Genomic DNA, 23,424 nt, shown 5'->3' with positions numbered 1-23,424 from the left:
GTCGCGCTACCGTGGGGCTCCCCGAGACCCCTGGAGTCGCCGTGCGCACGCAGACCCCCGTCCTCGTCGGCTGCTCCCACGGGACCGCCGACCCCGCCGGTCAGGCCGCGATCCGCGCGCTGCTCGACGACGTGCGCGCGGCCCGGCCCGCGCTCGACGTGCGCGAGGCGTTCGTGGACGTGCAGCAGCCCGAGGTCGGCGACGTCGTGAGCGAGGTCGTGCTGGGCGGTCCGGCCTCGGACGACGCCGGGGCCGGCGTCGTGAACGGTGCTGTGGACGGCGCCGCGGACGACGCCGCGGACGCCGCGGACGGCGCGACGGTGGCCGACGCGGTCGTCGTGCCCCTCCTGCTCTCGGCCGGGTTCCACGTCCACGTCGACGTCACCGAGGCGGTGGCCTCGCGCGGGGCCGACGCCGGGGCCGCCGTCCGCACCGCCGCGCTGGGGCCCGACGCGAGGCTCGTCGAGATCCTGCGCGACCGTCTCGACGCGGCGGGCCTCGCGGCGTCCGACACCGTGGTCCTCGCCGCGGCCGGGTCGAGCGACGAGCGCGCCTCGCGCGACGTCGAGGCCGTGCGCGACGCGCTCGCCGCCGCGATCCCGCAGCCCGTGGTCGTGGGCTACGGGTCGATGGCACGCCCGAGCGTGCGCGAGGCCGTCGCCGCGGCGCGCGAGGCCGGGGCCGCACGGGTCGTCGTCGCGTCGTACCTGCTCGCCCCCGGGTTCTTCCTCGACCGGCTGCGCGAGGCCGGGGCCGACGTCGTCAGCGACGCCCTCGCGCCCGACCCGCGCCTGACCGCGGTCGTGCTCGACCGCTACGACGCCGGCGTCGAGGCCCTGCCCGCGCTCGCGCGCTGAGCCGCGCCGGGTGCGACCCTGCCGCCGAGCGCCGCCCCCGCGGCACCCAGGACCAGCACGACCACGAACGCCGCGAGATACCCGGCCGGGACGACGTCGCGCAGCGCCCACACGAGCGAGCCGGTCAGGGCGAGGGCCGTCGCCTGCGCGAGCGCGCCCCCGACCTGCAGCGCCGACGACGCGTCGCCCTGCCCGCCCGCAGGAGCGAGGTCGAGCGCGAGCACCGAGAGCGTCGGGCTCACCACGCCCATGCCGACGCCCGCGAGCACCCAGGCCGTCACGCCCGCGGCGACGGGGACGTCGGAGCTCACGAGCAGGGCGCTGCCGGCCACGCCGAGCGCGAGCACCGCCCCGCCCGCCTGCAGGAACGTCGGCGCGCTCCATCGCGCGGTCCAGCGCTGGCGCGCCCACGACCCCGCCGACCAGCCGAGCGCCCCCGCCGTCAGCACGAGCCCCGCGAACGGCGCCGAGTAGCCGCGCTCGGTCGTCAGCAGCAGCGGGATCAGGGCCTCGGCGCCGACGAACGCCGCGCTGACGAGCGCCTGGACCGTGACGACGGCCGGCAGGCCGCGCGCCGCCCGGAACGTGCCGCGCGGCAGGAGCCTCGGAGTCGCGACGGCCACGAGCAGCGCGCCCACGAGCAGTCCCGCGACGCGCGTCGTCCCGGTCCACGACCCCGCGAGGTGCAGCAGCGCGACACCGCCCGCAGCGGCGACCGACCACCCGACGCGGCCCACCGCAGCGCGGGTCGAGGCCGCGTCGGCCGGGGCCGCGGGGGCGGCGTCCGACGTCCGCAGCGCGGGCAGGACCAGCGCGACGAGCGGGACCATCGCGACCGCGACCCCGAGGTAGATCCAGCGCCAGCCCACGTGCTCGACCACGAGGCCCGCGAGCGCCGGGCCGACGAGCGACGGCACGATCCACGCGGCCGAGAAGAGCGCGAAGACGCGCGGGCGCTCCGCGGGCGCCCACGTGCGGCCGACGAGCACGTAGACCGCGACCCAGAAGACGCCGCCGCCGAGCCCCTGGAGGGTGCGGCCCGCGAGGAACGTCGTCATGGTCGGGGCGAGCCCGGCGACGACGAGACCCGCGGCGAAGCCGCCGAGCCCGGCCAGCATCGGCGCGCGCGGGCCGACGCGGTCGCACCACGGCCCCGCCAGGACGAGGCCGACGACGCTCGCCGCGATCGTGCCCGCGAACGCGAGCCCGTAGAGGGAGAGCCCGTCGAGGTCGTCGGCAACGGCGGGCATCGCGGTCGCGACGCCGAGCGTCTCGAACGCGGCGAGGACGACGAGGGCGACGAGTCCGAGGAGGGTGCCGCGCGGGGCGGTGGTCGGTGGGGGAGCGCCCGGGGTCTGCGGGGCTGCGTCGGCGTGCGCGCCGGTGTCGGGCGCGGTGCCGGGCGCGGTGCCGGTGTCGGTGTCGCGGGCGTGGGAGGTCATGGGTCTCCTGACGTCGTGGACCCGCGGGCGCGGGGCTTCATCAGTCTTGAACCTCGACTATGGTTGAGGTCAAGGGGAGTCCGCGAGGCCGGGGGAAGCCGTTGACCAGCGACGACAGGGCGACGAGGGCGGCGCACGTCGATCCTGGGCGCACCGAGCTCACGCCCGCCGAGCTCGCCGCGCGCAGCGGCGTCGCGATCTCGGCGCTGCACTTCTACGAGCGGCAGGGGCTGATCGTGTCCCGGCGCACGCCGGGCAACCAGCGGCGCTACGCGCGCAGCACGCTGCGACGGGTCGCGTTCGTGCGGGCGTCGCAGCGCGTCGGCATCCCGCTCGCGCGCATCCGGGCCGCGCTCGAGACGCTCCCGACCGACCGCGACCCCCGCGCCAAGGACTGGCAGCGCCTCACGCGCGCCTGGCGGGCCGACCTCGACGCGCGCATCACCGCGCTCGAGGCGCTGCGGGACGACCTCGCGGGCTGCATCGGCTGCGGCTGCCTGTCCCTGCGGCGGTGCACGCTGGTCAACCCCGGCGACGCGCTCGGCGACGAGGGCGCGGGCGCCAGGCGGTTGCCGGGAGCGACGGACGGTGCAGAACCTCACGGATCCGGTCCCGACGAGGGGTAGGGCGCACACCTGCCCGACCCCTACCCTGGACCCGTGACCTCCACCGCCTCGCGTCCCAGCGCGACGTCCACGACCTCCGGGGCGCGCACGCGCGACCCGCTCGTCGCCCCCGGCACGCCCTGGTGGCTCGTCGCGGCAGGGCCGGGCGCCGTCCTCGTGGCCGTGCTCGCGGTGCTCGCGGCGGGCGCGTTCTCCGGGGCGCTCGAGGCGACCTTCGTCGACCCCGGCACCTTCGCGCGCATCGGCCTGCCGATCTCGACCGTGCTGACCGAGCTCGCGGCGTCCGTGACGATCGGCTCGCTCGCGCTCGGCGCGTTCGTGCTCGCGCCCGGCCGCCCGCTCGCGCGCGCCCTCGCGACCGCGGGCGTCGCCGCCGCGACCTGGGCCGTGCTGACCGTCGTCCAGCTCGTGCTGCGGTACTCGTCGATCTCCGGCACGCCCGTGACCGCGTCGTCGTTCGGCGACCAGCTCGGCCAGTTCGTCACCCAGATCGCGCTCGGGCAGACGTACCTCGCGATCATCGTGGTCGCCGCGACCACCTCGGCCGTCGCGCTCGCCATCCGCACGCCCAACGGGGCGCTCGTGACCGGGCTGCTCGCGCTCGTCGCGATCGGCGTCCAGGCGAGCACGGGGCACGCCTCGGGCGCGGCCAACCACGAGATCGCGATCTCGTCGATGTTCCTGCACCTCGCGGGCGCCGCGCTGTGGATCGGCGGCCTCGGCGGCCTCGCGGTGAGCCGCGTGCGCGGGGCGATCGGGCGCAAGCAGTTCACCGACGCGGTCTCCCGGTACTCCGGCATCGCGCTGTGGTGCTACGTCGCCGTCGGCGTCTCAGGCGTCGCCAACGCGCTCATCCGCGTCGAGAACCTCGCCGACCTCGGCACGCGCTACGGCGAGCTGCTGATCGTCAAGGCCGTGCTGCTCGTCGTGCTCGGCACGTTCGGGTTCGTGCACCGCGAGTCCGTGATCCGGCGCATGCGCGGCCTCGGGTCGCTCGCCAAGGCCGAGCGCTCGGGCGTCGAGAAGGTCACCACGCGGCTGTTCTGGCGGCTCGTGTCGGTCGAGCTGCTCGTCATGGGCGCGGTCTCGGGCGTCGCCGTCGCGCTCGGCTCGACCGCCCCGCCCATCCCCGACGACCCGTTCGTCGACCCGACGCCCGCCGAGGTCGTCACCGGTCACGAGCTGCCGCCCGAGCCGTCCGCGGCCGGGTGGGCGTTCGGCGTCCAGATCGACCTGCTGTGGGCGTTCGTGTGCGTCGCGGGGATCGTCGTCTACCTGCGCTGGGTGCGGCGTCTGCGCCGTCGCGGCGACGCGTGGCCGTGGCAGCGGGCGGTGTTCTGGTGCGCCGGGATGCTCGTGCTGCTGTGGACGACCAACGGCGGTGCCGCCGTCTACGGGCACGTGCTGTTCAGCGGTCACATGATCCAGCACATGACGCTCGCGATGATCGTGCCGATCTTCCTCGTGCTCTCCGCGCCGGTCACGCTGCTCCTGCGCGCCAACGCCGCGCGCCGCGACGGCTCGAAGGGCCCGCGCGAGTGGACGCTCGGCCTCGTGAACTCGAAGTTCGGGCACTTCGTCGCGCACCCCGTCGTGGCGGGCGTGAACTTCGCGGGCTCGATGATCGTCTTCTACTACACGCCCGCGTTCGAGTACGCGCTCACGACCTACGTGGGCCACGTGCTGATGATCACGCACTTCACGCTCGCCGGGTACCTGTTCGTCAACGCGCTCATCGGGATCGACCCCGGGCCGGCGCGCCTCGGCTACCCGCAGCGGCTGCTCCTGCTGCTCGCGACCATGGCGTTCCACGCGTTCTTCGGCGTGACGCTCATGATGAGCAACGAGCTGCTCGTCGCCGACTGGTTCGGGCTCATGGGCCGCCCCTGGGGGCCGAGCGCGATCGCCGACCAGCAGAAGGGCGGCGGCATCGCGTGGAGCATCGGGGAGATCCCGACGCTCGCGCTCGCGCTCGTCGTGGCGCTGTCGTGGTCGCGGTCCGACGAGCGCGAGGCGCGCCGTCGCGACCGCCGCGTCGATCGCGACGGCGACGTCGAGATGGACCAGTACAACGAGATGCTCGCGCAGCTCAAGGAGCGCGACGACCGGGTCGAGCACCCCGACCGCTGACCCGCCGGCCGCCCCGGCCGCCCACGGCCGCCCACGGCCGAACGCAACGTTGCGCACGATGAAGTGGCCTCCGGTGGTGCGCAACGTTGCGTTCGGCGGTGGGGATGGTCGTCCACAGGGGCGGCCGGTGGCAGGTCGTGCACAGGCTTCGGGCTTCGGGTGTCGTGGCCGGCGCCCGACGTGGTGCTCTCGTGCGATGCCGACCGCGACCGAGATCCCCTCCACGCTGCACGCGCGCGCCGTCACGCAGCAGGGACTCGTCTCCGCGGGCCAGGTCCTCGCCTCCGGCATCTCCCGGCGGGTCCTCGACCGGCTTGTCGCGAACGGCACCTGGGCCCGGGTGTGCCGTGGCGTCTACGACACCGTGCCGTCCGCACCGCGTGACGTCGACGCCGGACGCCGCAGGGTTGCGTGGTCCGCGTTGCTGGCCGTCGGGCCGGAGGCGGTCGCGGTCGGCCCCTGCGCGCTCGCCCTGCTGGGAGTCCGAGGGCTCCCGGTGCACATCACGCCGGAGGCCGCGGTGCCCGGCGGTGCGTTCCGTCGCGACCGCGGCGACGTCCGGGTGCGGCGCTTCGACGACGGGATGCGCACGTGCACGGTGCAGGGAGCACGCGTCGCGGAGCCTCGGTGGGCACTTGCCCAGGCGGTGCCCGAGCTGCCGCGGCAGCACGCGCTCGCGGTGCTCGACGACGTGCTTCGGCGTCGTGTGCTCGACCCGCGGGGTGTGGATCTCGCACATGCCGTCGCGCGCGGACGGCGGGGCGTCGAGGCGCGCCACGACCTCTGGGAGTGGGCCGACGCCCGGTCGGAGTCGCCGCTCGAGTCGTTCGCCAGGCTCGCGTGCATCGACGGCGGCACCCGGCCCGACACGCTCCAGCTCGTCGTCCGGGACGAGCGCGGGCGCTTCGTCGCGCGCGGGGACATGGGGTGGCGGCTCCCCGGCGGGCGCTGGTTGATCGCCGAGATCGACGGTCGCGACGTGCACAGCACGCCGGAGGCGGTGTTCGCCGACCGGCAGCGGCAGAACGCGATGCTCGCCACCGGGCGCGTCGAGCTCCTGCGATTCACGAGCCGCGACCTCCCGGAGGCGATGCCTCGAGCGATCCGCGCGGCCCTGCGCACGTTCCGCACCTAGCCACCCACTGCCGAGCGCAACCTTTCGCACCAGATCGCGCGGCTGCGTGGTGCGGAACGTTGCGTTCGGCGGTGGGCGTCAGGAGGCCGGGGCGACCAGCCACCCGCCGTCCGAGGCCTCGGTGACCGTCATCGTGGCCGATCCGGGCGTCACCACGACGGGGTCCGTGGGGGCGTCGGCGCACAGGTCGGCCTCGTCGCGCGGGACGTCGACGACGTCGGCGACCTTTCCGCTGTCGACGAGCACCAGGTGGCCGAGCGAGTCGTCGTCGAGGTCGGGGACGTCGCCGGTGGCGGGGCCGGCGTCCGAGCCGCCCGCGGCCAGCACGGCGTCCGGATCCTGCCCCGGGCACGCGATGACGATGCGCTGCCAGTCGGTGTGCATGGTGCTCACGAGGTCGACCTCGCCCGTGCTGCCCCCGGCGACGTCGATCGCCTGCAGGAACTCCGACTCGAGGGTCACACCCTCGTCCGCGCTGCACGCGGCGAGCGCGAGCACGAGCACGGCGGGCGCGACGACGGCGGTGGCGCGGACGGTCAGGGACGAGGTGTGGCGACGGGAGCGCATGCCCCCAGTATTCCCCCGGCCGGGCGCGCCCGGCCCGCCCGGCCCGCCCGGCGCCGTCAGGCACCGGCCCGCCCGGCGCACGCACCCACCCGAGGCGGAACTCGAACGTCGCACCCAACCGCGTCAAAGCCCACGCACAGGTTCGGGGCGCTTGATGGATGCAGTCACCGAGACCCTGGAGGACCTCATGGGCCAGCTCGCCCTGTTCGGCGTCGACCTCGTCGCGATCGCCGTGCTCACGTTCGGCATCTACTTCCCCCGGCACCGCCGCCGCGACCTCGCGGCCGCGTACCTGGGCCTGAACGTCGGCGTGCTCGCGGTCTCGGGGGTGCTCGCGCAGAGCGCGATCGGTGCGGGCCTCGGCCTCGGGCTGTTCGGCGTGCTGTCGATCATCCGGCTGCGCTCGTCCGAGATCGCGCAGCACGAGGTCGCGTACTACTTCTCGGCGCTCGCGATCGGCCTGCTGGGCGGCCTCGGTGGCCTCGGCGGCCTGCCTGCGTGGATGGCGCCGACGTTCATCGCGGTCATCGTCGTGACGATGTTCGTGGGCGACCACCCGCGTCTGCTGGGCCGCTACCGCTCCCAGACGGTCGTGCTCGACACGGCGATCACGGACGAGTCGCGGCTCGTGGCGCACCTGGAGGCGCTCCTGGGGGCCCGGGTGCGCGCGCTCACGGTGCAGAAGGTCGACCTCGTGAACGACACGACGGTCGTCGAGGTCCGGTACGAGCTGCCCGTGGGGACGACGGCGCAGGCCGGGTCCGGTGCGACGTCGGCCTTCGCGGGGGTGCGCTGATGCGCGCGCCCGGCACGCACGTCCCGCTCGCGGGCTTCGCGCCGATCACGATCGACGAGCTCGTCACGCAGGCCGCGCTGCTGACCCGCGTGGACCGCAAGTACGTGGTCCCGGTGGCCGCGCTCGACGTGCTGCTCGGGCAGCTCGCGCGGTCGGACGCGGACGACGCCCCGCGGGCTCTCGACATCGGCGGTGAGCGCTCGTTCGGGTACGCGTCGGTGTACTTCGACACCGTGGACCGCGACAGCTACCACCGCTCGGCGCACCGGCGCCGTCGGCGGTTCAAGGTGCGGACCCGCACGTACGTCGACACGGCCGAGTGCTGGCTCGAGGTCAAGACCCGCGGGCCGCGTGGCACGACCGTCAAGCAGCGTGCGCCGCACGCCGCGGCGCCCGACGCGCTGCCCGACGACGGTCGCGCCTTCGTCGCGGCGACGCTCGCCGGCGCGGGCGTCCCCGGCGTCGACGTCGCGGGCCTGGTGCCCGTCCTCGAGACGCGCTACCACCGCAGCACGGTGCTCCTGCCCGCGACGTCGAGCCGCGTCACGATCGACACGGGCCTGACCTTCGTCGACCGGGCCGCGGACGACGTCCCCGCGGTCGGCACCACGGGCATGGCCGTGGTCGAGACCAAGACGGGGTCGACGCCGTCCGCGTTCGACCGCGCGCTGTGGGCGGCGGGGCACCGACCCGTGCGGATCTCGAAGTTCGGCTCGGGACTCGCGGTGCTGCACCCCGAGCTCCCCGCGGCGCCCTGGCGGCGCGTGATCGACCGCCACCTCCTGCCCGGCATCGCCCCGGCGGCGCACGCCGCCTGACGGGACGCGGCCCGGCGTCCGACGTCCGGCCGACCGAACGCGACCGAAGGATCACGAACCAACGGCCGTGACGAACGACTGACCTTCACGAACCAACGACTTCACGAACGACATGCACGTCCGACCCAAGGAGACATCGTGCGACGCAAGCTTCCTCTCATCCTGACCTCGTCCGCGGTCGCGGCCCTGCTGATCGCGGGCTGCACCACCACCGACGACTCGACCGACACCGACGCGACCGGCAGCGCGAGCACCGAGACCGCGCAGGTCGCCGAGCTCGACCAGGAGGTCACGACCGACGACGTCATGGCGGACAACACGGCCGCGCACGAGGTCGACGCGTCGTCCGACGACGCCGACGAGGTCGCGATCTCGCTCGACGGCGACACGGCGAGCGTCTCGTCGTCGGACGACGACGCCGTGACGGTCGACGGGTCGACCGTCACGATCACCGCGCCGGGCACGTACCGGCTCTCGGGCTCGCTCGACGACGGGCAGGTCGTGGTGTCGTCCTCGGCCGAGGGCACCGTGCGCGTCGTCCTCGACGGCGTCGACATCAGCTCGTCCACGGGCGCGGCCATGGTGGTCGACGACGCCGACGACGCGGTCGTCGTCCTCGCGGACGGCTCCGAGAACCGCCTCGGCGACGCGACCGAGTACGACGACACGACGTCGGAGAACGCCCCGAACGCGGCCCTGTTCTCGGCCGCGGACCTCGCGATCACGGGCTCGGGCGCGCTGACCGTCCAGGGCAACGCGAACGACGGCATCACGAGCAAGGACGGGCTCGTGATCGAGTCCGGGAACATCACGGTCGACGCGGTCGACGACGGGATCCGCGGCAAGGACTACCTCGTGGTCTCGGGCGGCACGCTCGACGTGACGGCCAGCGGCGACGGGCTCAAGGCCGACGACGACTCGGACGAGACGCTCGGGTACGTGCAGGTCACGGGCGGCACGACCACGGTCGACGCGGGCGCCGACGGGGTGCAGGCCGAGACCGACGTCGTGGTCTCGGGCGGCACGCTCGACGTGACCTCGGGCGGGGGCGCGGGCGCCGAGCTCGCGGACGACGCGTCCGCCAAGGGCCTCAAGGCCGGCGTCGTGGCCGTGGTCGGCGGGGGAGAGGTGACGGTCGACGCCGCGGACGACGCCGTGCACTCGGGCAACGTGGTCGCTGTCGACGACGGCACGCTCGACCTCGCCTCGGGCGACGACGGCGTGCACTCGGACGGCGGCCTGTGGATCGGCGGCGGGTCGGTCACGGTCAGCGAGTCGTACGAGGGCCTCGAGGGCACGCACATCACGATCGCCGACGGCACGGTCGACGTGACCGCGAGCGACGACGGCGTCAACGCGTCGACCGGCTCCGGCGAGGCGGAGGGGATGATGCCGGGCGCGGCCGCCGGGGGCACGACGCAGGACGGTGACACGGCGCAGGACGGTGACACCGCGCAGGACGGCGGGATGCCGCAGATGCCTGAGGGGATGGCCGAGGGCGATCGCCCCGCGATGCCCGGGGGCGGCGAGATGGGTGGCGCCGGCGGCGGCACGGGCGGTGGCATGGACACCGCCGAGGACGTGAGCGTCACGATCTCGGGCGGCTCGGTCACGGTCGACGCGGGGGGCGACGGCCTCGACTCGAACGGGTCGATGGACGTCTCGGGCGGCACGGTCGTCGTGCACGGCCCGACGAACGACGGCAACGGCGCGCTCGACGTGAACGGCACGTTCACGGTCTCGGGCGGCACGGTCCTCGCGGTGGGCAGCTCGGGAATGGCGGTCGCGCCGGACGTCGACTCGCCGCAGGCCTCCGTCATGGCGACGCTCGACGCGACGTACGACGCCGGTGCCGACGTGCAGGTGGTCGACGCGGACGGCGACGTCGTGGCCTCGTTCACCGCGACCAAGGCGTTCTCGTCGGTCGTGTGGTCGTCGCCCGACGTCGAGGACGGCGCCGTGTACACGGTCACGGTCGACGGCACCGAGGCAGCCACCGCGACGGCCGGTGAGTACACGAGCGGCGGCATGGGCATGGGCGGCGGGATGCCCGGCGGTGGCATGCCCGGTGACACGGACCAGGGCACCGGCCAGAGCTCGGACCAGGGCACCGGCGCGACGTCCGGCACGACGGACGGGACGAGCGACGGCACGACCGGCACGACCGGCGGGACGGACGGCTCGGACAGCGGCACCGTCTGAGGCGGGAGGTCGTCGGCGGCGCGTGATAGGACGGTGGAGTGACCCCTGACACGAACGCCGCGACCACCCTCGGCGGCGACCACGCGACCACCGACCCCCGCACCAGCGACGCGCCCAGCACCGATCCGTGGGCCGACCTCGACGCCTACGTCGCGCTGCCCCGCACGAGCGGCCTCGCGCTCTCGCCCGACGGCACGCGCCTGGTGACGTCGGTCGCGACGCTCGACGCGAAGCGCACGCGCTACGTGACCGCCCTGTGGGAGGTCGACCCGACGGGCGCCGCCCCCGCGCGCAGGCTCACGCGCTCGACCAAGGGCGAGTCGTCCGCGGCGTTCACGGCGGCCGGCGACCTGCTGTTCACGTCGGCCCGCCCCGACCCGTCGGGCGAGGGCGACGACGACGCGCCGTCCGCCCTGTGGCTGCTGCCGGCCACGGGCGGCGAGGCGCGCGTGGTCGCGACGGCACCGGGCGGCGTCGGCTCTCCGGTCCCGGCGCGCGACGCCGCGACGCTGGCCCTGACGTCGTCGCTGCTGCCCTCCGCCCGCGACCTCGACCACGACGCCGAGCTCCGGGACGCGCGCAAGGAGCGCAAGGTCGCCGCGATCCTGCACACCGGCTACCCCGTGCGCTACTGGGACCACGACCTCGGCCCCGACCGCACGCACCACCTCGTCGCCGACCTCGCGGCGCTCGCGGGCGACCAGGTGTCGGACGCCGCGACCGCGGCCGACCCGGACGCGCGCCTCGCGCTGCGCGACCTCACGCCCGCACCGGGCGCGGCGCTCGAGGGTGCGCAGGTCGCGCTCTCGCCCGACGGCCGCACGCTCGTGACGACGTGGGCGGTCGCAGGGCCGCGTGCCTCGGTGCGCACGACGCTCGTCGCGATCGACACCGCCACCGGCGAGCGCCGCACGCTCGTCGACGACCCGGCGGCCGACGTCGGTGCCCCGCAGGTCTCGCCCGACGGCACGCTCGTGTCGTTCGTGCGCGAGACGATCTCGACGCCCGAGCTCGCGCCGGTCGCGACCCTCGGCCTCGTCCCCCTGGCCGGGGGAGAGGCCACGCCGGTCGCGCAGGGCTGGGACCGTCGTCCGACCGGGGAGACCTGGCTGCCGGACTCGAGCGGCCTGCTCGTGACCGCGGACGACGAGGGCAGCGGTGCGGTCTTCCACGTGCCCGCGGACGGTGGCGAGGTCGTGCGCGTGACCTCTGACGCGGCGGTGTTCACCGACGTCGTGGTCGCGCGCGACGGGTCCGGGGCGTACGCGATGAGGTCGAGCTACCTCGCGGCGCCGCACCCCGTGCGCCTCGACCTGGCGGCGTTCCGGGCGACCGGCGAGCCCGTCGCGGCGGTCGCGCTGCGCTCGCCCGCGGGCGCACCCGAGCTGCCCGGGACGCTCACCGAGGTCGAGGCCCACGGCACCGACGGAGCGCGCGTGCGCTCGTGGCTCGCGCTCCCCGCGGGCGCGTCGGCCGAGAGCCCCGCGCCGCTCGTGCTGTGGGTGCACGGCGGGCCGGTCGGCTCGTGGAACACGTGGTCGTGGCGCTGGAACCCGTGGATCCTCGTCAAGGCCGGCTACGCCGTCCTGCTCCCGGACCCGGCGCTGTCGACGGGGTACGGGCAGGAGTTCCTGCAGCGCGGGTGGGGCGCGTGGGGCGACCACCCGTTCACCGACGTCATGGCGGCGACCGACGCGGCTGAGGCGCGCGACGACGTCGACGCGACGCGCACCGCGATGATGGGCGGCTCGTTCGGCGGGTACATGGCGAACTGGATCGCGGGCCACACCGACCGGTTCCGGGCGATCGTGACGCACGCGAGCCTGTGGGCGCTCGACCAGTTCGGACCGACCACCGACGCGGCGTTCTACTGGGAGAAGGAGATGACGCCCGAGATGGCGGCCGCGCACTCGCCGCACCGCGCGGTCGGCGACATCCGCACGCCCATGCTCGTGATCCACGGCGACAAGGACTACCGCGTGCCGATCGGCGAGGGCCTGCGCCTGTGGCGCGAGCTGCTCGCCGACTCGGGCCTGCCCGCCGCGGACGACGGGTCGACCGTGCACCGGTTCCTGTACTTCCCGGACGAGAACCACTGGATCCTCGCGCCGCAGCACGCGATCGTCTGGTACCAGGTGGTGCTCGCGTTCCTCGCCGAGCACGTGCTGGGCACCGCCCCGGGCGAGGACGGCGCCCCGGAGCTCCCGACGACGCTCGGCTGACCCGCCGCCGGCCGGGTGTGACGCGGCCCGGGTGTGACGCGGCCCGGGTGTGGCGCCGGGCCGCTGTGTCGCCGGCCGGGTGTGTCGCCGGCGGGGTGTGACGCCGAGATAGAACTGAGCGGCCGAGATAGAACTCCCAGAGTTCTATCTCGGCCGTTCAGTTCTATCTCGCGTGGCCCCCCGGGCCGTGACCGGGATCGAGAGTCGGCGGGCGGACGCGGCGGGCCGGGCGGCAGACGCAGAGCGGCGGGCTCAGGCGCCCGTGAGGCCTCCGCGCACGATCGAGTCGCCCGAGTGCGCCGGGTCACCGTCGAAGTGCTCCTCGGAGACGTCGACGAGCGAATACGTGCTCAGGTCGAGGCCGTCGGGCACGGGGAAGGTCCCTTCGGTGCCCGAGAGCACGCCGAGGCTCACGAGACCGCTGAGGTCGTCCGCGATGAGCCACACCTCGCGGTAGCCGCCGTCGGTGGGCGGCGCCTGCATCTGCACCACGACGGAGCGGGCGCCGTCGGGCGCCTCCTCGACGCGCGCGTCGCCCGTCGCGTCGGGCCAGTCCGGCAGCGGGTCGAGCGTCGCGGTCGCGACCGTGAGCTCGGGCGGGGCGCTCGGCGAGCCGGTGGACGTCGCGCTGGGCGAGGGGTCCGCGACCGGTGCGGCGTCGCGGCCTCCCCAGAGCACGCCGCCAGCGACGCCAGCGACCAGCGCGACGCCGGCCGCCGCGGCGAGCCATGTGCCCGAGTAGCGGCGGCGACGGTCGGCGAGCGGCACGACCGGGGCAGTCGTGTCGGAGCCCGTCGTGCCGGAGTCCGTCGTGCCGGAGTCCGTCGTGCCGGTGGTGGCCGGCGCCGGGAGGTCGCGCACGGCGTCCGACAGGCCGAGCTCGGCGTGGATCGAGGCCCACACGCCCGCGGGCGGGTCGACGAGCGCGTCGTCGTCGGTCACGCTGCGGCCCGTGGCCGCGACGTCCGCGAGTGCCGCGACCTCGGTGCGGCAGGCCTCGCACGCGGCGAGGTGGGCGCGCTGACCGGCGTCCGCGACGTCGTCCGCGGGCTCGCCGAGCGCGAGGAGCGCGAGGACCTCGGGGTCCACGTGCTGGTCACCGTGCTGCACCATCCACCTCCAACCGTGCGCGGAGCCTCGTGAGGCTTCGTCTGACGTGACTCTTGACGGTACCGAGGGGCAGCGAGAGCTCCTCGGCGATCTGCGTGTGCGTCATGTCCCCGAAGAACGCGAGCTTGAGGATCGTGCGGCCGGGGTCGCCGAGCCGGTCGAGCTCGTCGGCCACGAGCACGCGGTCCGCGACGCGCGCGCCGAGCGGGTCGGACTCCCCGACGGGGTTCGGGGCGACCGCCTCGGCGGCGTGCTCCTGCTTGCGCGTCCTGGCCCGTGCGGCGTGCGCGTCGGCGATCTTGTGCCGGGCGATACCGAGCAGCCAGGTCGAGAGGCGTGCGCGGTCGGGGTCGTACCCGGCGCGTCCGCGCCACGCGGCGACGAACACCTGCTGCGTGACGTCCTGCGCGTCGTCCCGGTCGCCGAGCGAGCGCAGGGCCACGGTGTGCACGAGCGCGGACCACCGCTGGTACGCCTGCGCGAGCCCGACCTCGTCGCCACGGGCGAAGGCCTCGGCGACGCGAGCGTCCTCGGGCGTGACGTCCGGGCTCACGGGCCTCCTTCGTGGTCGGCGGGTCGACGGTCTCCTGCGGGGCAAACTACACGGGTCGGTCCTGCCCGGCACCGCACGGCCCGCCGGGCGTGCCGGACCATCACGGCACCGCCGTGACGATCACGTTGTCGGCGTAGTGGCCGATGCTCGCGTCCCACCGGCCGCCGCAGGTGACGAGCACGAGCCGGGGCGGTCCGTCGCGGTCGAACACCTGGTCGAGAGGCACGTCGGTCTTGGCGATCCGCTCGACGGTCGCGACCGTGTACTCGTGGGCGGCGCCCGTCTCGTCGAGCACGCGCACGGCGTCGCCGGGGCGGGCGTCGACGAGCCGCGCGAACTCGCCGAGCCCGTCGGCCACGGTGTCCACGTGCGAGGTCACGACCGCGGTGCCGGCGTCCGACCCGGGCACGGCGCCGTAGCGGTACCACCCGGCGACCTTCCCGGACTCGGGGATCCCGACCGTGCCGTCGTCGTCCACGCCGACCGGTGTGACGGGCATGTCGACGTCGAGCGCGGGCAGCTCGAGCCGCACGGGCGCGGGCTGTCGGACGACGGGTGGCAGGGTCGCGGCGACGACGGGGACGCCGGTGGGTCGGGGCCCGTCGTCCGCGGCGGGGCGGGTCGACCCGGGGGCCGGGGCGCCGGTCGGGGAGGCCGACGCCCCGGCGTCCGGGGGACCGTCCGCCGTCGCCGGGGCGACGACGGACGGGCCGGCGCCCGCGCTCTGCAGGAGGAGGATCCCGAGAGCGACGAACGCTGCGGCGAGGCCGGCCGTCACCAGGGCGAGGGCGGGGAGCCGCCGGCCGGCCGGTCTCGTCGCGTCAGGGGTGCGCATGGTGCGGGCGCCGCCTCAGTGGCGCGAGCGCACGCGGTGCGCGCGGGGGTGCGTCTGCGCGTGCTCGCGTGACGCCTTGACGAGCATCGTCACGCACGCGGCGAGCAGGACTCCGACGAACGCGAACAGCGCGCCGACCGCGATCGGGCCGAACGTCTGCTGGTCCGGGGCGGCGAGGCCGGTCTGGCCGGCGTCGACGCCGGCCGGGGCCGAGCCCATGCCGTCGACGGTCTGCACGGCGAGCGCGAGGTTGTCGTCGTCGAGGCTGCCCCACGCGTAGGCGATGGTGTTGGTGCCCTCGGCGACGTCGACGTCGGCCGGGCCGATGACGGGGTCGGTCGTGCCGGTCGCGGCGACCGACGCCGAGACGGTCCCGGCGGGCAGGTCGAGCACCTTCTCGTCGGGGTTCGCGAGGTTCTCGATCACGGGGCTGTCGCCCGCGAGGACGTCGACCGCGGGGGCCGCGGCGACGTGCCGGACCGTGAGCCGGCCCTCGCCCGCGGCGATCTCGGACGTGTCGTTGGTGAACAGCGTCGCGGTCGGGGTGCCCTCGGCGTCGAGGTGCGCGGCCGCGGTGTAGTTGACGCCCGCCTCGAGCGGCAGGTCGACGGGGCCGATCGCCGGGTCGGAGTCGTCCGCGGCGTCCGCGGCCGTGATCGCGACGGTGTAGGTGCCCGGCGCGAGCTCGAGCGGGCCGGCCATGTCGCCGGGCTCGAAGTCGTCGAGGGTGAGCTCGCCGTTCACGTAGACGTCGACCGTCAGGTCGGGGACCCCGTGGAACACGGACAGCATGGCCTGGTCGCCGTCGGCGGCGCTCGCGGGGAGCGCGAGCACGGCTCCTGCTCCGAGGGCCAGGGCTGCGGTGCCGACTGCGGCGACCGCTCGGTACGTCGTGCGCATGAGTTCTCCAGGTGTTCGTGCCTCGTCCTCGAGCCGGACGAGAACGTCATGGACGTGCTGACACCTGGTTGTTCGGCCGCGGGGGCGTGCGCGGATGCACCTGTTTTTTTTGGGACGCTCGCCGAGATGGACTGGGCATAGGCCGAGATAGAACTGAGGGGCCGAGATAGAACTCTCAGAGTTCTATCTCGGCCCCTCAGCTCTACTTCGCGGGGGTGGTGGCGACGCATCACGACGCCGCCACCACCCCGTGCGTCAGGCCGTGTGCGTGAACCGGCGGCGCGCCACGAGGGCGCCCGTGCCGAGCAGCAGCAGCCCGAGCGCCGCCCACGCCGCCGCGAGCCCGTCGGCCCCCGTCGCCGCGAGCGAACCCGTGAGGGCGTCGCACTCCACGTCGCCGCCGAGCGGCATCGTGAACGACACCGGGGCGAGCGTCTCGCCCGCCGAGTAGAACCCGGCGAACGCCGCGGCACCCGCGGCGGTGAGGGTCGCGGGCACGTCGGTCCACGCGGCCTGCGAGCCCGAGACGCCGCCGTGGCCGCTGAGCGCGAGGGTCGCGATCGCGACGCCCGACTGCGACGACGCGTTGCCCTCCATGTCGCTCGACGCCATGTCGGCGATCAGCAGCGCCGAGGAGGGGCTGGTGACGCGCACGCGCGGGTTCGAGATCTTCAGGTCGAGCAGACCGTCGTGACCCGTGAAGTGCACCGCGCCGCCGAACGACGCCTGGCCCTGGACGAGCTCGGTGTTGAAGCGGCCGGTGCCGCCCGACCACACATACTCGCTGCCGGACGTCGAGGTGCCCTCGGTCGAGACCGAGCCCTTGGCGATCGGGCCGGTGATGTACGCGGTGAAGCTGTCGCGCACGCCCCAGCTCAGCGTCGCGCCCGAGACCGCGCGGGCCGTGCACTGCGGCGCCGCGACGGGCGCCGCGACGACCGTGATGGTCGCCGAGACGGTGTGGTCCGCACCCTCGAGCGAGAGCGTGTGCTCACCGGCCTCGAGGTCGGTCGGGATCGTCACGGTGACGCTCGCGGTGCCCTCGGCGTCGGCCGTGACCCCCGTGGCCAGGGTGCGGGGCGTCGAGCGGATGACCGAGATCAGACCCGTCTCGCCCGCGCCGAAGCCCGAGCCGCCGATGGTGACGTCGTCCCCGGGGGAGACCTGCGTCGCCGACAGGGTCGCGACGCCGTCCGCCCCGGAGCCGGAGCCCGAGCCGTCGGAGCCCGAGCCGGAGCCCGAGCCGGTGCCCGACCCGTCGGTCCCCGCGTCGGTCGAGCCGCCGGGCGTCGTGGTGTCGGCCGCGCCGACCGTGAAGGTCACGGGGTCGAGCGCGGTGCCCGCGGCGTAGAACCCGGCGAACGCGTCGGCGCCCGCTGCCGTGAGGGTCGCGGGGGCACCCGTCCAGGTGGTCGCGCCCCCGGCGACGGCGCGGCTCGCGGCCGAGAGGTCGAGCGTCGCGAAGCGCACGCCCTTCTCGTCGTACGTCGAGCCGTCGAGGCCCGCCGAGGCGACGTCGACCAGGAGCGTCGCGCGGGACGCGCTCGTGACCTCGACGCGCGGCGCCGAGACGACCATGTCGAGCAGGCCGTCGTGGCCCGAGAACCGCACCGCCCCGCGGTAGGACGCGGTGCCGGTCGTGCCGTCGAGCGAGCCCGCGGACTGCGGGAACCGGAACAGGCCGGCGCCCGTGGTCGTGGCGCCGCCCGACGTGGTGGTGGTGCCGTGCGCGACGGGGCTCGCGATGTAGCTGCGGAACGACTGCTTGAGGCCCCACGTGAGCGCCCCGGCCGTGGTCGGGTTGGTGGTCGGCGGGGTCGTGGGCTCGGTCGTGGGCTCGGTCGTGGGCTCGGCGGTCGGCTCCGTCGTCGGCTCAGTGGTCGGCTCGGTGGTCGGCTCAGTGGTCGGCGGGGCCGTGGGCTCGGGGTCCACCGGGGTGGCGGCGAGCGTGACCGGGACGAAGATCTCCTGGTCGGCGTTCGTGGTGCCGCCCGCGGCGTAGGTGTAGACGCCGTAGCGTCCGCCCTCGAGCGCGGTGTCGGTCACGGTGAACGTGGCCTCGAACGTGCCGTCGGTGCTCAGCGGCACCCACGCGGCGCGCACCGTGTCGACGTACTTCGGGTCGACGGTGTCGAGCACGGCCTGGGAGATCGCCCAGCGCTGGACGGCGGCCTTGCGCGACGACGCGGGTGCGCCCTCGCTCGGACGCCAGGTGTCGAGCGTCTTGCCGAGGATCACGTAGGTGCCCTGCGGGCCCCGGGGGAGCGGGGCACCGTAGCCGCCGACGTTGCCCTCGGGGTCGTACCCGCTGCCCTTGACCACGATCTCGTCGCCGGCCTGCACCTCGGTGTCACCCAGGGGCGTCGTGCCGTCGGCGGCGAGCACCTCGAGCGTGGGCTCGAACACGGGCGCGGTGGTGAAGGTGACCGGGACGAAGATCTCCTGGTCGGCGTTCTTGGTGCCGCCCGCGGCGTAGGTGTAGACGCCGTAGCGTCCGCCCTCGAGGTCGGCGGCCGTGACGGTCACGGTCACCTCGAAGCTGCCGTCCTCGCTGATGGGTGCCCAGGCCTTGCGGATCGTTCCCTGGAACTGGGCGGGGACCTGGTCGAGCACCGGCTCGGCGAGGGCCCAGGTCTGCACGGCGGCCTTGCGTGACGACGACGGGGCGTCGAGCGACGGCTGCCAGGTGTCGAGCACGGACCCGAGCACGACGTAGGTGCCCTGCGGCAGGGTGTTCGGGACGGGGACGCCGCGCCCGCCGACGTTGGCGGCGGGGTCGTAGCCCGTGCCCTTGATGACGATCTGGTCGCCCTCGCGCACGGGGGTGTCGCCCAGGGGCGTCCCGTCCGCGGTCAGGACGGCGAGCGCGGGCTCGAACACCGGCTCCGGGTCGGGCGTGGGCTCGGTGGTCGGCTCCGTCGTCGGCTCGGTGGTCGGGGTCGGCGTCGGCGTGGGCTCGGGTGCGGTCACGGAGACGGACGCGAAGGCGTCGAGCGTGCGGTCCGTGGCCGAGAGGGCGTGCGCGGCCGAGGTCGCGACGACGTAGTCGGTGCCGGCCTTCAGGGTGCCGGCGGGCACGGTGAGGGTGGTCGTGAACGTGCCGTCGGTGAACCCGCGGACCCAGGCGGTCTTCGCCCAGCCCGTCGCGGGGTAGGGGCTGCCGCCGGTCCAGAGGTCCTTCGCGCCGATCGAGACGTAGGCGCCGTTGGCGGCGCCCGCACCGACGAACCCGGTGCCGGTCACCGTGAAGGTGTTGTCGACCGTCGGGTCGACGTCGGAGGCCGGGCTCACGGAGATCACCGGGTCGGCGACGGGCGCGGGGGCGACGTAGGCCGGGGCGCTAAACGTCACGGGGTCGAGCGCGGTACCGGCGGGGTAGAACCCGGCGAACGCCGCGGCGCCGTCGGCGGTGAGGGTCGCGGGCGCGGCGCTCCAGGTGAGCGTCCCGTCGGCCTCGGTCGGCGTGCCGAGCGCGAGGGTCGCGAACGCGACGTCGGTGCCCGAGAAGTCGTCGCCCGAGAGGCTCGCGGACTCCGCGTCGAGGTAGAGGGTCGCGCTCGAGGGCCCGGTCACGACGACGCGCGGCGCGCCGAGCGTCATGTCGAGCTGGCCGCCGTGGCCCACGAAGCGGACGCCGCCCGCGTAGGCGGCGGCGCCGGTCGCGTCGGCGTCGAGGTCGGCCGTGCCGAGCGGGAACGTGAAGGTGCCGTCGGCCGCGACGGCCGCGCCGCCGCTCACCGTGGTCGTGCCGTGCGCGATCGGGCTCGCGAGGTAGCTGCGGAACGACTGCTTGACGCCCCAGGAGAGTGTGCCGTCGCCGGCGGCCGCGGCGGTGGGCGCGGCAGCGGTCGCGACGGGGCTGACGCCCACGAGCGCGAGCGCGGCGACGAGCGTCGCGGCGAGGAGGGAGGCGATGGCGCGCGGCCCTCGCGTGGACTGGATGTGCACGGGTTCTCCTGGGTGGTGGGAGCGGTCGACGGGGCAAATCTACAAGGTTAGGCAAACCATATCTAGATGAGGTTCACCTAAGTAGTGAGAGGTGGGTCTCAGCGCCGCGGCAGCACGATGGGCGCGCCGCCGCCGGGATGGTCGAGCACCTCGACCGGGTGGCGGTAGACCTGCGTGAGCAGGTCGGCCCGCATGACGTCGAGCACGGGGCCGTCCGCGACCACGAGCCCGTCGTCGAGCACCGTGACCTGGTCGGCGTGCGCGGCCGCGAGCCCGAGGTCGTGCAGCACGACGACGACGGCGGCCCCGGCCTCCGCGCGCTCCCGGGCCACCCGCAGCACGAGCTCCTGGTGTCCCAGGTCGAGCGCCGCGGTGGGCTCGTCGAGCAGCACGGTGCCCGCCCGCTGCGCGAGCACCCGGGCGAGCGCGACGCGTGCGCGCTCGCCGCCCGAGAGGGTCGGGTACGAGCGTGCCGCGAGGTGCCCGGTGTCGGTGGCCGCGAACGCCGCGGCGACCGCGGCGTCGTCGTCCTCCTCGAACGGGGTGCCCGCCCACGGGGCGCGGCCCATGCGCACGACGTCCTCGGCGGGGAACGGGAACGCGATGCCGACCTGCTGGAGCAGGACCGCCCGGCGGGTCGCGAGCTCGGTCGCGGACCACGACCCGACGGGAGCGCCGTCGACGGTCACGGTGCCCTCGTGCGGCGTCAGGTCGCCCGTGAGCACGCCGAGCAGCGACGACTTGCCCGCGCCGTTCGGGCCGATCAGCGCGCGCACCTCGCCCGCGCGCACGGTCAGGTCGACGCCGCGCAGCACGTCGGTGCCGCCCAGGCGCAGCCGGGCGCCCTCGACCCGGGCGACGACGTCGCCGCGGTCGGCCGGGACGGGCAGGCGCGTCGTCCGACGCCACGGGGCCCAGGTGCGGCTCATGCCCACCCTCCCTGCCGTGCGCGCGTGCGACGGAGCAGCCAGAAGAAGAACGGGCCGCCGATGAGCGAGGTGATCATGCCGAGCGGCAGGTCGACGTTGTCGACCGCGGTGCGCGCGAACAGGTCGGCCGCGAGCAGCAGCACCGCCCCGGCGAGCGCCGAGACGGGGATCAGCGTGCGGTGGCTCGGGCCGAGCACCATGCGCACCAGGTGCGGCACCACGAGCCCGACGAACGCGATGATGCCCGTGAACGCGACCCCGGCCGAGACGAGCAGCGCGACCACGGCGACCACGACGAGCCGCAACCGCTCGACGTCCACGCCCAGGTGCCGGGCGGCACGCTCGCCGAGCGCGAGCAGGTCGAGCCGGGTGCGCACGAGCATCGCGACGACGATCCCGCCGAGCGCGATCGGCAGCGCGACCGCGACCGCGTCCCAGGTGGCGCCGCTGAGCGAGCCGAGCTGCCAGAACACGATCTGCTCGCGCGCGGCCGCGTCGGCCACGAACACGAGGAACGCGAGCAGCCCGCCCGCGAACGCGTTGACCGCGATGCCGGTGAGCACGAGCGTGACGACCTCGGTGCGCCCGTTGCTGCGCGCGAACGCGTACACGAGGGCGGTCGTGACCAGGCCGCCCGCGAACGCCGCCGCCGCGATCCACGGGCCGGCGACGAGCGAGCCGCCGAGGACGATCGCGGTCGACGCGCCGACCGCGGCGCCCGAGGACACCCCGATCACGCCCGGCTCGGCGAGCGGGTTGCCGAACACGCCCTGCATGAGCGCGCCCGCGCAGGCGAGCGACGCCCCGACGGTCAGCGCGAGCACGACGCGCGGGAACCGCACGATCCACAGGGCGTTCTCGCCCTGCGGGTGCGCGGGCAGCGGGCCGACGTCGAGGCCGAGGTGGTGCGCGAGCGAGCCGAGCACCTCGACGGGAGCCACGGGCACCTGTCCCGACATCCCGGCGACGACGGTCAGCACGACGAGGGCGACGCTGAGGCCGCCCACGACGAGGGTCGTGCGGCGCGCGCCGTGGGCGGGCTTGGTGGGGGTCGGCGCGGGCGCGGCGGGGTCGGTGCGCGGGGCCGCGTCGGTCGTGGGGGAGGTCACGCGGCGTCCGTCCCGTAGAGCGCGGCGGCGAGCGCGCTGATCGTGCCCGCGGTGCGGGGTCCGAACGTCAGCAGGTCGGTGTCGTCCATGTCGATCACCCGGCGGGCCTCGCCCGCGGGGGTCTGCCCCACACCGGGGATCGCGAGCATCGCGTCGATCCCGCCCGCGGACTCGAGGCCGCCGGTCATCACGAGGTAGGCGTCCGGCGCGGCGGCGATGAGGGCCTCGCTCGTGACGGGGGCGTACTCGCGGCCGAGGTCGATCGCGGTGCCGGCGTCCTGCGCGCCGATCGCGGCGAGCAGCTCGTCCGCTCCCGAGCCGGGCCCGAACAGCAGCTTGACGTTCCCGCCGCGCAGGTAGAGGAACGCGACGAGCGGCGCGTCGGCGGGCTCGGGCACCCCGGCGAGCGCGACGCAGATCTCCTGCGCGGTGCGCTCCGCGAGGTCCGTGCCCGCCGCGGGCACGCCGAGCGCGGTCGCGACGGCCTCGATGCGGGGGCCGACGCCGTCGAGCGTGCGCGCGGAGTCGAACAGCACCACGGGCACGCCCGAGTCCTCGAGCTGCGTGCGGGTCGCGTCGGTCAGGATCGTGTCGTCCGCGAGGATCACGGTCGGGTCGAGGCCGAGCAGGGCCTCGACCTGGAGCGCGTGCCCGCTGCCCGTGACGACGGGCAGGTCGGCGGCCTCCGCGAACCCGGTCGACGCGTCGCGACCCACGACCTGGTCGCCCAGGCCGAGGCTGAACACGATCTCGCCGAGCGTGCCGTACAGGTCGACGGCGATGATCCGGCTCGTGTCGGTGACGGTGACCTCGCCGCCCTCCGACGGCACCGTCACCGGCAGCGTCGGCGCGGGCGCGTCGGCGATCGGGTGGATCGCGTCATCCGCGACCACGCCCGTGCGCGGCCCGTCGGGCAAGGACGCCGGGGCGGCGGGGCGGGGTTCCGCCCGGGCCGCCGTGCACGCGTCCGCGGGCGTCGTGGCGTCGGGGGCCGCGGTGCCGGCGGTGGTGCCGGACGACGCGGCGTCCGTCGGCGCGGACGCCGCGGCCGAGGTGGTGGCCGGCTGCGTGGCCGCGGTCTCGATCGGCGCGCAGCCGGCGGCGAGGGCGACGGCGAGCGCGACGAGCGCGACCGCGGTGCGGGGGCGGTGCATGGGACGACTCCAGAGCAGATAAGGGTAGGCGACGCTAAGTCGGTACGGGTCGTGCGAGGGCCGCGAACGCGACGTCCCGCACCGCCACCAC

General features: G+C 75.3%; 18 protein-coding genes. 8 read left to right on the top strand and 10 right to left on the bottom strand.

What is annotated here, in order from left to right:
* Positions 1-41 precede the first annotated feature (41 nt).
* Entirely contained in the window at positions 42-857 is an 816-nt protein-coding gene (locus tag CLV28_RS04805; RefSeq protein WP_100422418.1) for a sirohydrochlorin chelatase, read from the top strand.
* Here CLV28_RS04805 and CLV28_RS04800 read toward each other — a convergent pair.
* Positions 815-2,299, bottom strand: coding sequence for an MFS transporter (locus CLV28_RS04800; RefSeq protein WP_100422066.1), 1,485 nt, complete (start codon positions 2,297-2,299; stop codon positions 815-817). The genes CLV28_RS04805 and CLV28_RS04800 overlap by 43 nt on opposite strands.
* A gap of 101 nt (positions 2,300-2,400) precedes the next feature.
* Between CLV28_RS04800 and soxR the strand changes: the two genes are divergently transcribed.
* The 3 genes from soxR to CLV28_RS04785 all read left to right on the top strand — a co-directional run bounded on the left by soxR (position 2,401) and on the right by CLV28_RS04785 (position 6,190).
* Positions 2,401-2,925: a redox-sensitive transcriptional activator SoxR gene (gene soxR / locus CLV28_RS04795; RefSeq protein ID WP_239073319.1), complete on the top strand. Its 525-nt coding sequence runs from the start codon at positions 2,401-2,403 to the stop codon at positions 2,923-2,925.
* A gap of 33 nt (positions 2,926-2,958) precedes the next feature.
* The gene (locus tag CLV28_RS04790) at positions 2,959-5,055 is read left to right on the top strand and encodes a bifunctional copper resistance protein CopD/cytochrome c oxidase assembly protein (protein WP_100422064.1); all 2,097 of its coding nucleotides are present in this window, start codon (positions 2,959-2,961) and stop codon (positions 5,053-5,055) included.
* A gap of 196 nt (positions 5,056-5,251) precedes the next feature.
* Entirely contained in the window at positions 5,252-6,190 is a 939-nt protein-coding gene (locus CLV28_RS04785; RefSeq protein ID WP_157802495.1) for a type IV toxin-antitoxin system AbiEi family antitoxin domain-containing protein, read from the top strand.
* Between the two features lie 78 nt (positions 6,191-6,268).
* Here the strand turns inward: CLV28_RS04785 and CLV28_RS04780 are convergent, their stop codons facing one another.
* Complete coding sequence (locus CLV28_RS04780; protein WP_100422062.1) at positions 6,269-6,757, bottom strand: hypothetical protein; 489 nt, start codon at positions 6,755-6,757, stop codon at positions 6,269-6,271.
* 154 nt (positions 6,758-6,911) lie between these two features.
* Between CLV28_RS04780 and CLV28_RS04775 the strand changes: the two genes are divergently transcribed.
* The 4 genes from CLV28_RS04775 to CLV28_RS04760 all read left to right on the top strand — a co-directional run bounded on the left by CLV28_RS04775 (position 6,912) and on the right by CLV28_RS04760 (position 12,795).
* Positions 6,912-7,553: a DUF4956 domain-containing protein gene (locus CLV28_RS04775; RefSeq protein WP_239073320.1), complete on the top strand. Its 642-nt coding sequence runs from the start codon at positions 6,912-6,914 to the stop codon at positions 7,551-7,553.
* Positions 7,553-8,371, top strand: coding sequence for a polyphosphate polymerase domain-containing protein (locus CLV28_RS04770; protein WP_100422061.1), 819 nt, complete (start codon positions 7,553-7,555; stop codon positions 8,369-8,371). The genes CLV28_RS04775 and CLV28_RS04770 overlap by 1 nt, the downstream gene beginning before the upstream one ends.
* Positions 8,372-8,509: 138 nt before the next feature.
* Positions 8,510-10,573, top strand: a complete 2,064-nt coding sequence (locus CLV28_RS04765) for a carbohydrate-binding domain-containing protein (RefSeq protein WP_100422060.1) — start codon at positions 8,510-8,512, stop codon at positions 10,571-10,573.
* A 38-nt stretch (positions 10,574-10,611) separates the two neighbouring features.
* Positions 10,612-12,795: a S9 family peptidase gene (locus CLV28_RS04760; protein ID WP_100422059.1), complete on the top strand. Its 2,184-nt coding sequence runs from the start codon at positions 10,612-10,614 to the stop codon at positions 12,793-12,795.
* 252 nt (positions 12,796-13,047) lie between these two features.
* Here CLV28_RS04760 and CLV28_RS04755 read toward each other — a convergent pair whose 3' ends face one another.
* The 8 genes from CLV28_RS04755 to CLV28_RS04720 form a co-directional block, all read right to left on the bottom strand.
* Complete coding sequence (locus tag CLV28_RS04755) at positions 13,048-13,908, bottom strand: anti-sigma factor (RefSeq protein WP_239073321.1); 861 nt, start codon at positions 13,906-13,908, stop codon at positions 13,048-13,050.
* Complete coding sequence (locus CLV28_RS04750; RefSeq protein WP_100422058.1) at positions 13,892-14,458, bottom strand: RNA polymerase sigma factor; 567 nt, start codon at positions 14,456-14,458, stop codon at positions 13,892-13,894. Before CLV28_RS04750 ends, CLV28_RS04755 begins: the two co-directional genes overlap by 17 nt.
* A 100-nt stretch (positions 14,459-14,558) precedes the next feature.
* Positions 14,559-15,293, bottom strand: a complete 735-nt coding sequence (locus tag CLV28_RS04745) for a class F sortase (RefSeq protein WP_157802494.1) — start codon at positions 15,291-15,293, stop codon at positions 14,559-14,561.
* Between the two features lie 15 nt (positions 15,294-15,308).
* The gene (locus CLV28_RS04740; RefSeq protein ID WP_100422056.1) at positions 15,309-16,193 is read right to left on the bottom strand and encodes a DUF4397 domain-containing protein; all 885 of its coding nucleotides are present in this window, start codon (positions 16,191-16,193) and stop codon (positions 15,309-15,311) included.
* 255 nt (positions 16,194-16,448) lie between these two features.
* On the bottom strand, positions 16,449-20,141 hold the full coding sequence (locus tag CLV28_RS04735; protein WP_100422055.1) for an HtaA domain-containing protein: 3,693 nt from the start codon (positions 20,139-20,141) through the stop codon (positions 16,449-16,451).
* 98 nt (positions 20,142-20,239) lie between these two features.
* Positions 20,240-21,070, bottom strand: a complete 831-nt coding sequence (locus CLV28_RS04730; RefSeq protein ID WP_100422415.1) for a heme ABC transporter ATP-binding protein — start codon at positions 21,068-21,070, stop codon at positions 20,240-20,242.
* Entirely contained in the window at positions 21,067-22,179 is a 1,113-nt protein-coding gene (locus CLV28_RS04725; RefSeq protein ID WP_100422054.1) for a FecCD family ABC transporter permease, read from the bottom strand. The genes CLV28_RS04730 and CLV28_RS04725 overlap by 4 nt, the downstream gene beginning before the upstream one ends.
* Entirely contained in the window at positions 22,176-23,333 is a 1,158-nt protein-coding gene (locus CLV28_RS04720) for a heme/hemin ABC transporter substrate-binding protein (protein WP_100422053.1), read from the bottom strand. The genes CLV28_RS04725 and CLV28_RS04720 overlap by 4 nt, the downstream gene beginning before the upstream one ends.
* Positions 23,334-23,424 lie beyond the last annotated feature (91 nt).

The sequence above is a fragment of the Sediminihabitans luteus genome (genome assembly GCF_002797595.1).
Taxonomy (GTDB): Bacteria; Actinomycetota; Actinomycetes; order Actinomycetales; family Cellulomonadaceae; genus Paraoerskovia; species Paraoerskovia lutea.
This window is presented reverse-complemented; position numbering and strand designations above follow the sequence as displayed.

What these genes read in the sequence shown, in the direction of transcription:
- CLV28_RS04755 (WP_239073321.1), bottom strand. Translation starts at nt 13,908, where the DNA reads ATGGTGCAGCACGGTGACCAGCACGTGGACCCCGAGGTCCTCGCGCTC.
- CLV28_RS04770 (WP_100422061.1), top strand. Translation starts at nt 7,553, where the DNA reads ATGCGCGCGCCCGGCACGCACGTCCCGCTCGCGGGCTTCGCGCCGATC.
- CLV28_RS04775 (WP_239073320.1), top strand. Translation starts at nt 6,912, where the DNA reads ATGGATGCAGTCACCGAGACCCTGGAGGACCTCATGGGCCAGCTCGCC.
- CLV28_RS04730 (WP_100422415.1), bottom strand. Translation starts at nt 21,070, where the DNA reads ATGAGCCGCACCTGGGCCCCGTGGCGTCGGACGACGCGCCTGCCCGTC.
- CLV28_RS04800 (WP_100422066.1), bottom strand. Translation starts at nt 2,299, where the DNA reads ATGACCTCCCACGCCCGCGACACCGACACCGGCACCGCGCCCGGCACC.
- CLV28_RS04785 (WP_157802495.1), top strand. Translation starts at nt 5,252, where the DNA reads ATGCCGACCGCGACCGAGATCCCCTCCACGCTGCACGCGCGCGCCGTC.
- CLV28_RS04745 (WP_157802494.1), bottom strand. Translation starts at nt 15,293, where the DNA reads ATGCGCACCCCTGACGCGACGAGACCGGCCGGCCGGCGGCTCCCCGCC.
- CLV28_RS04740 (WP_100422056.1), bottom strand. Translation starts at nt 16,193, where the DNA reads ATGCGCACGACGTACCGAGCGGTCGCCGCAGTCGGCACCGCAGCCCTG.
- CLV28_RS04780 (WP_100422062.1), bottom strand. Translation starts at nt 6,757, where the DNA reads ATGCGCTCCCGTCGCCACACCTCGTCCCTGACCGTCCGCGCCACCGCC.
- CLV28_RS04720 (WP_100422053.1), bottom strand. Translation starts at nt 23,333, where the DNA reads ATGCACCGCCCCCGCACCGCGGTCGCGCTCGTCGCGCTCGCCGTCGCC.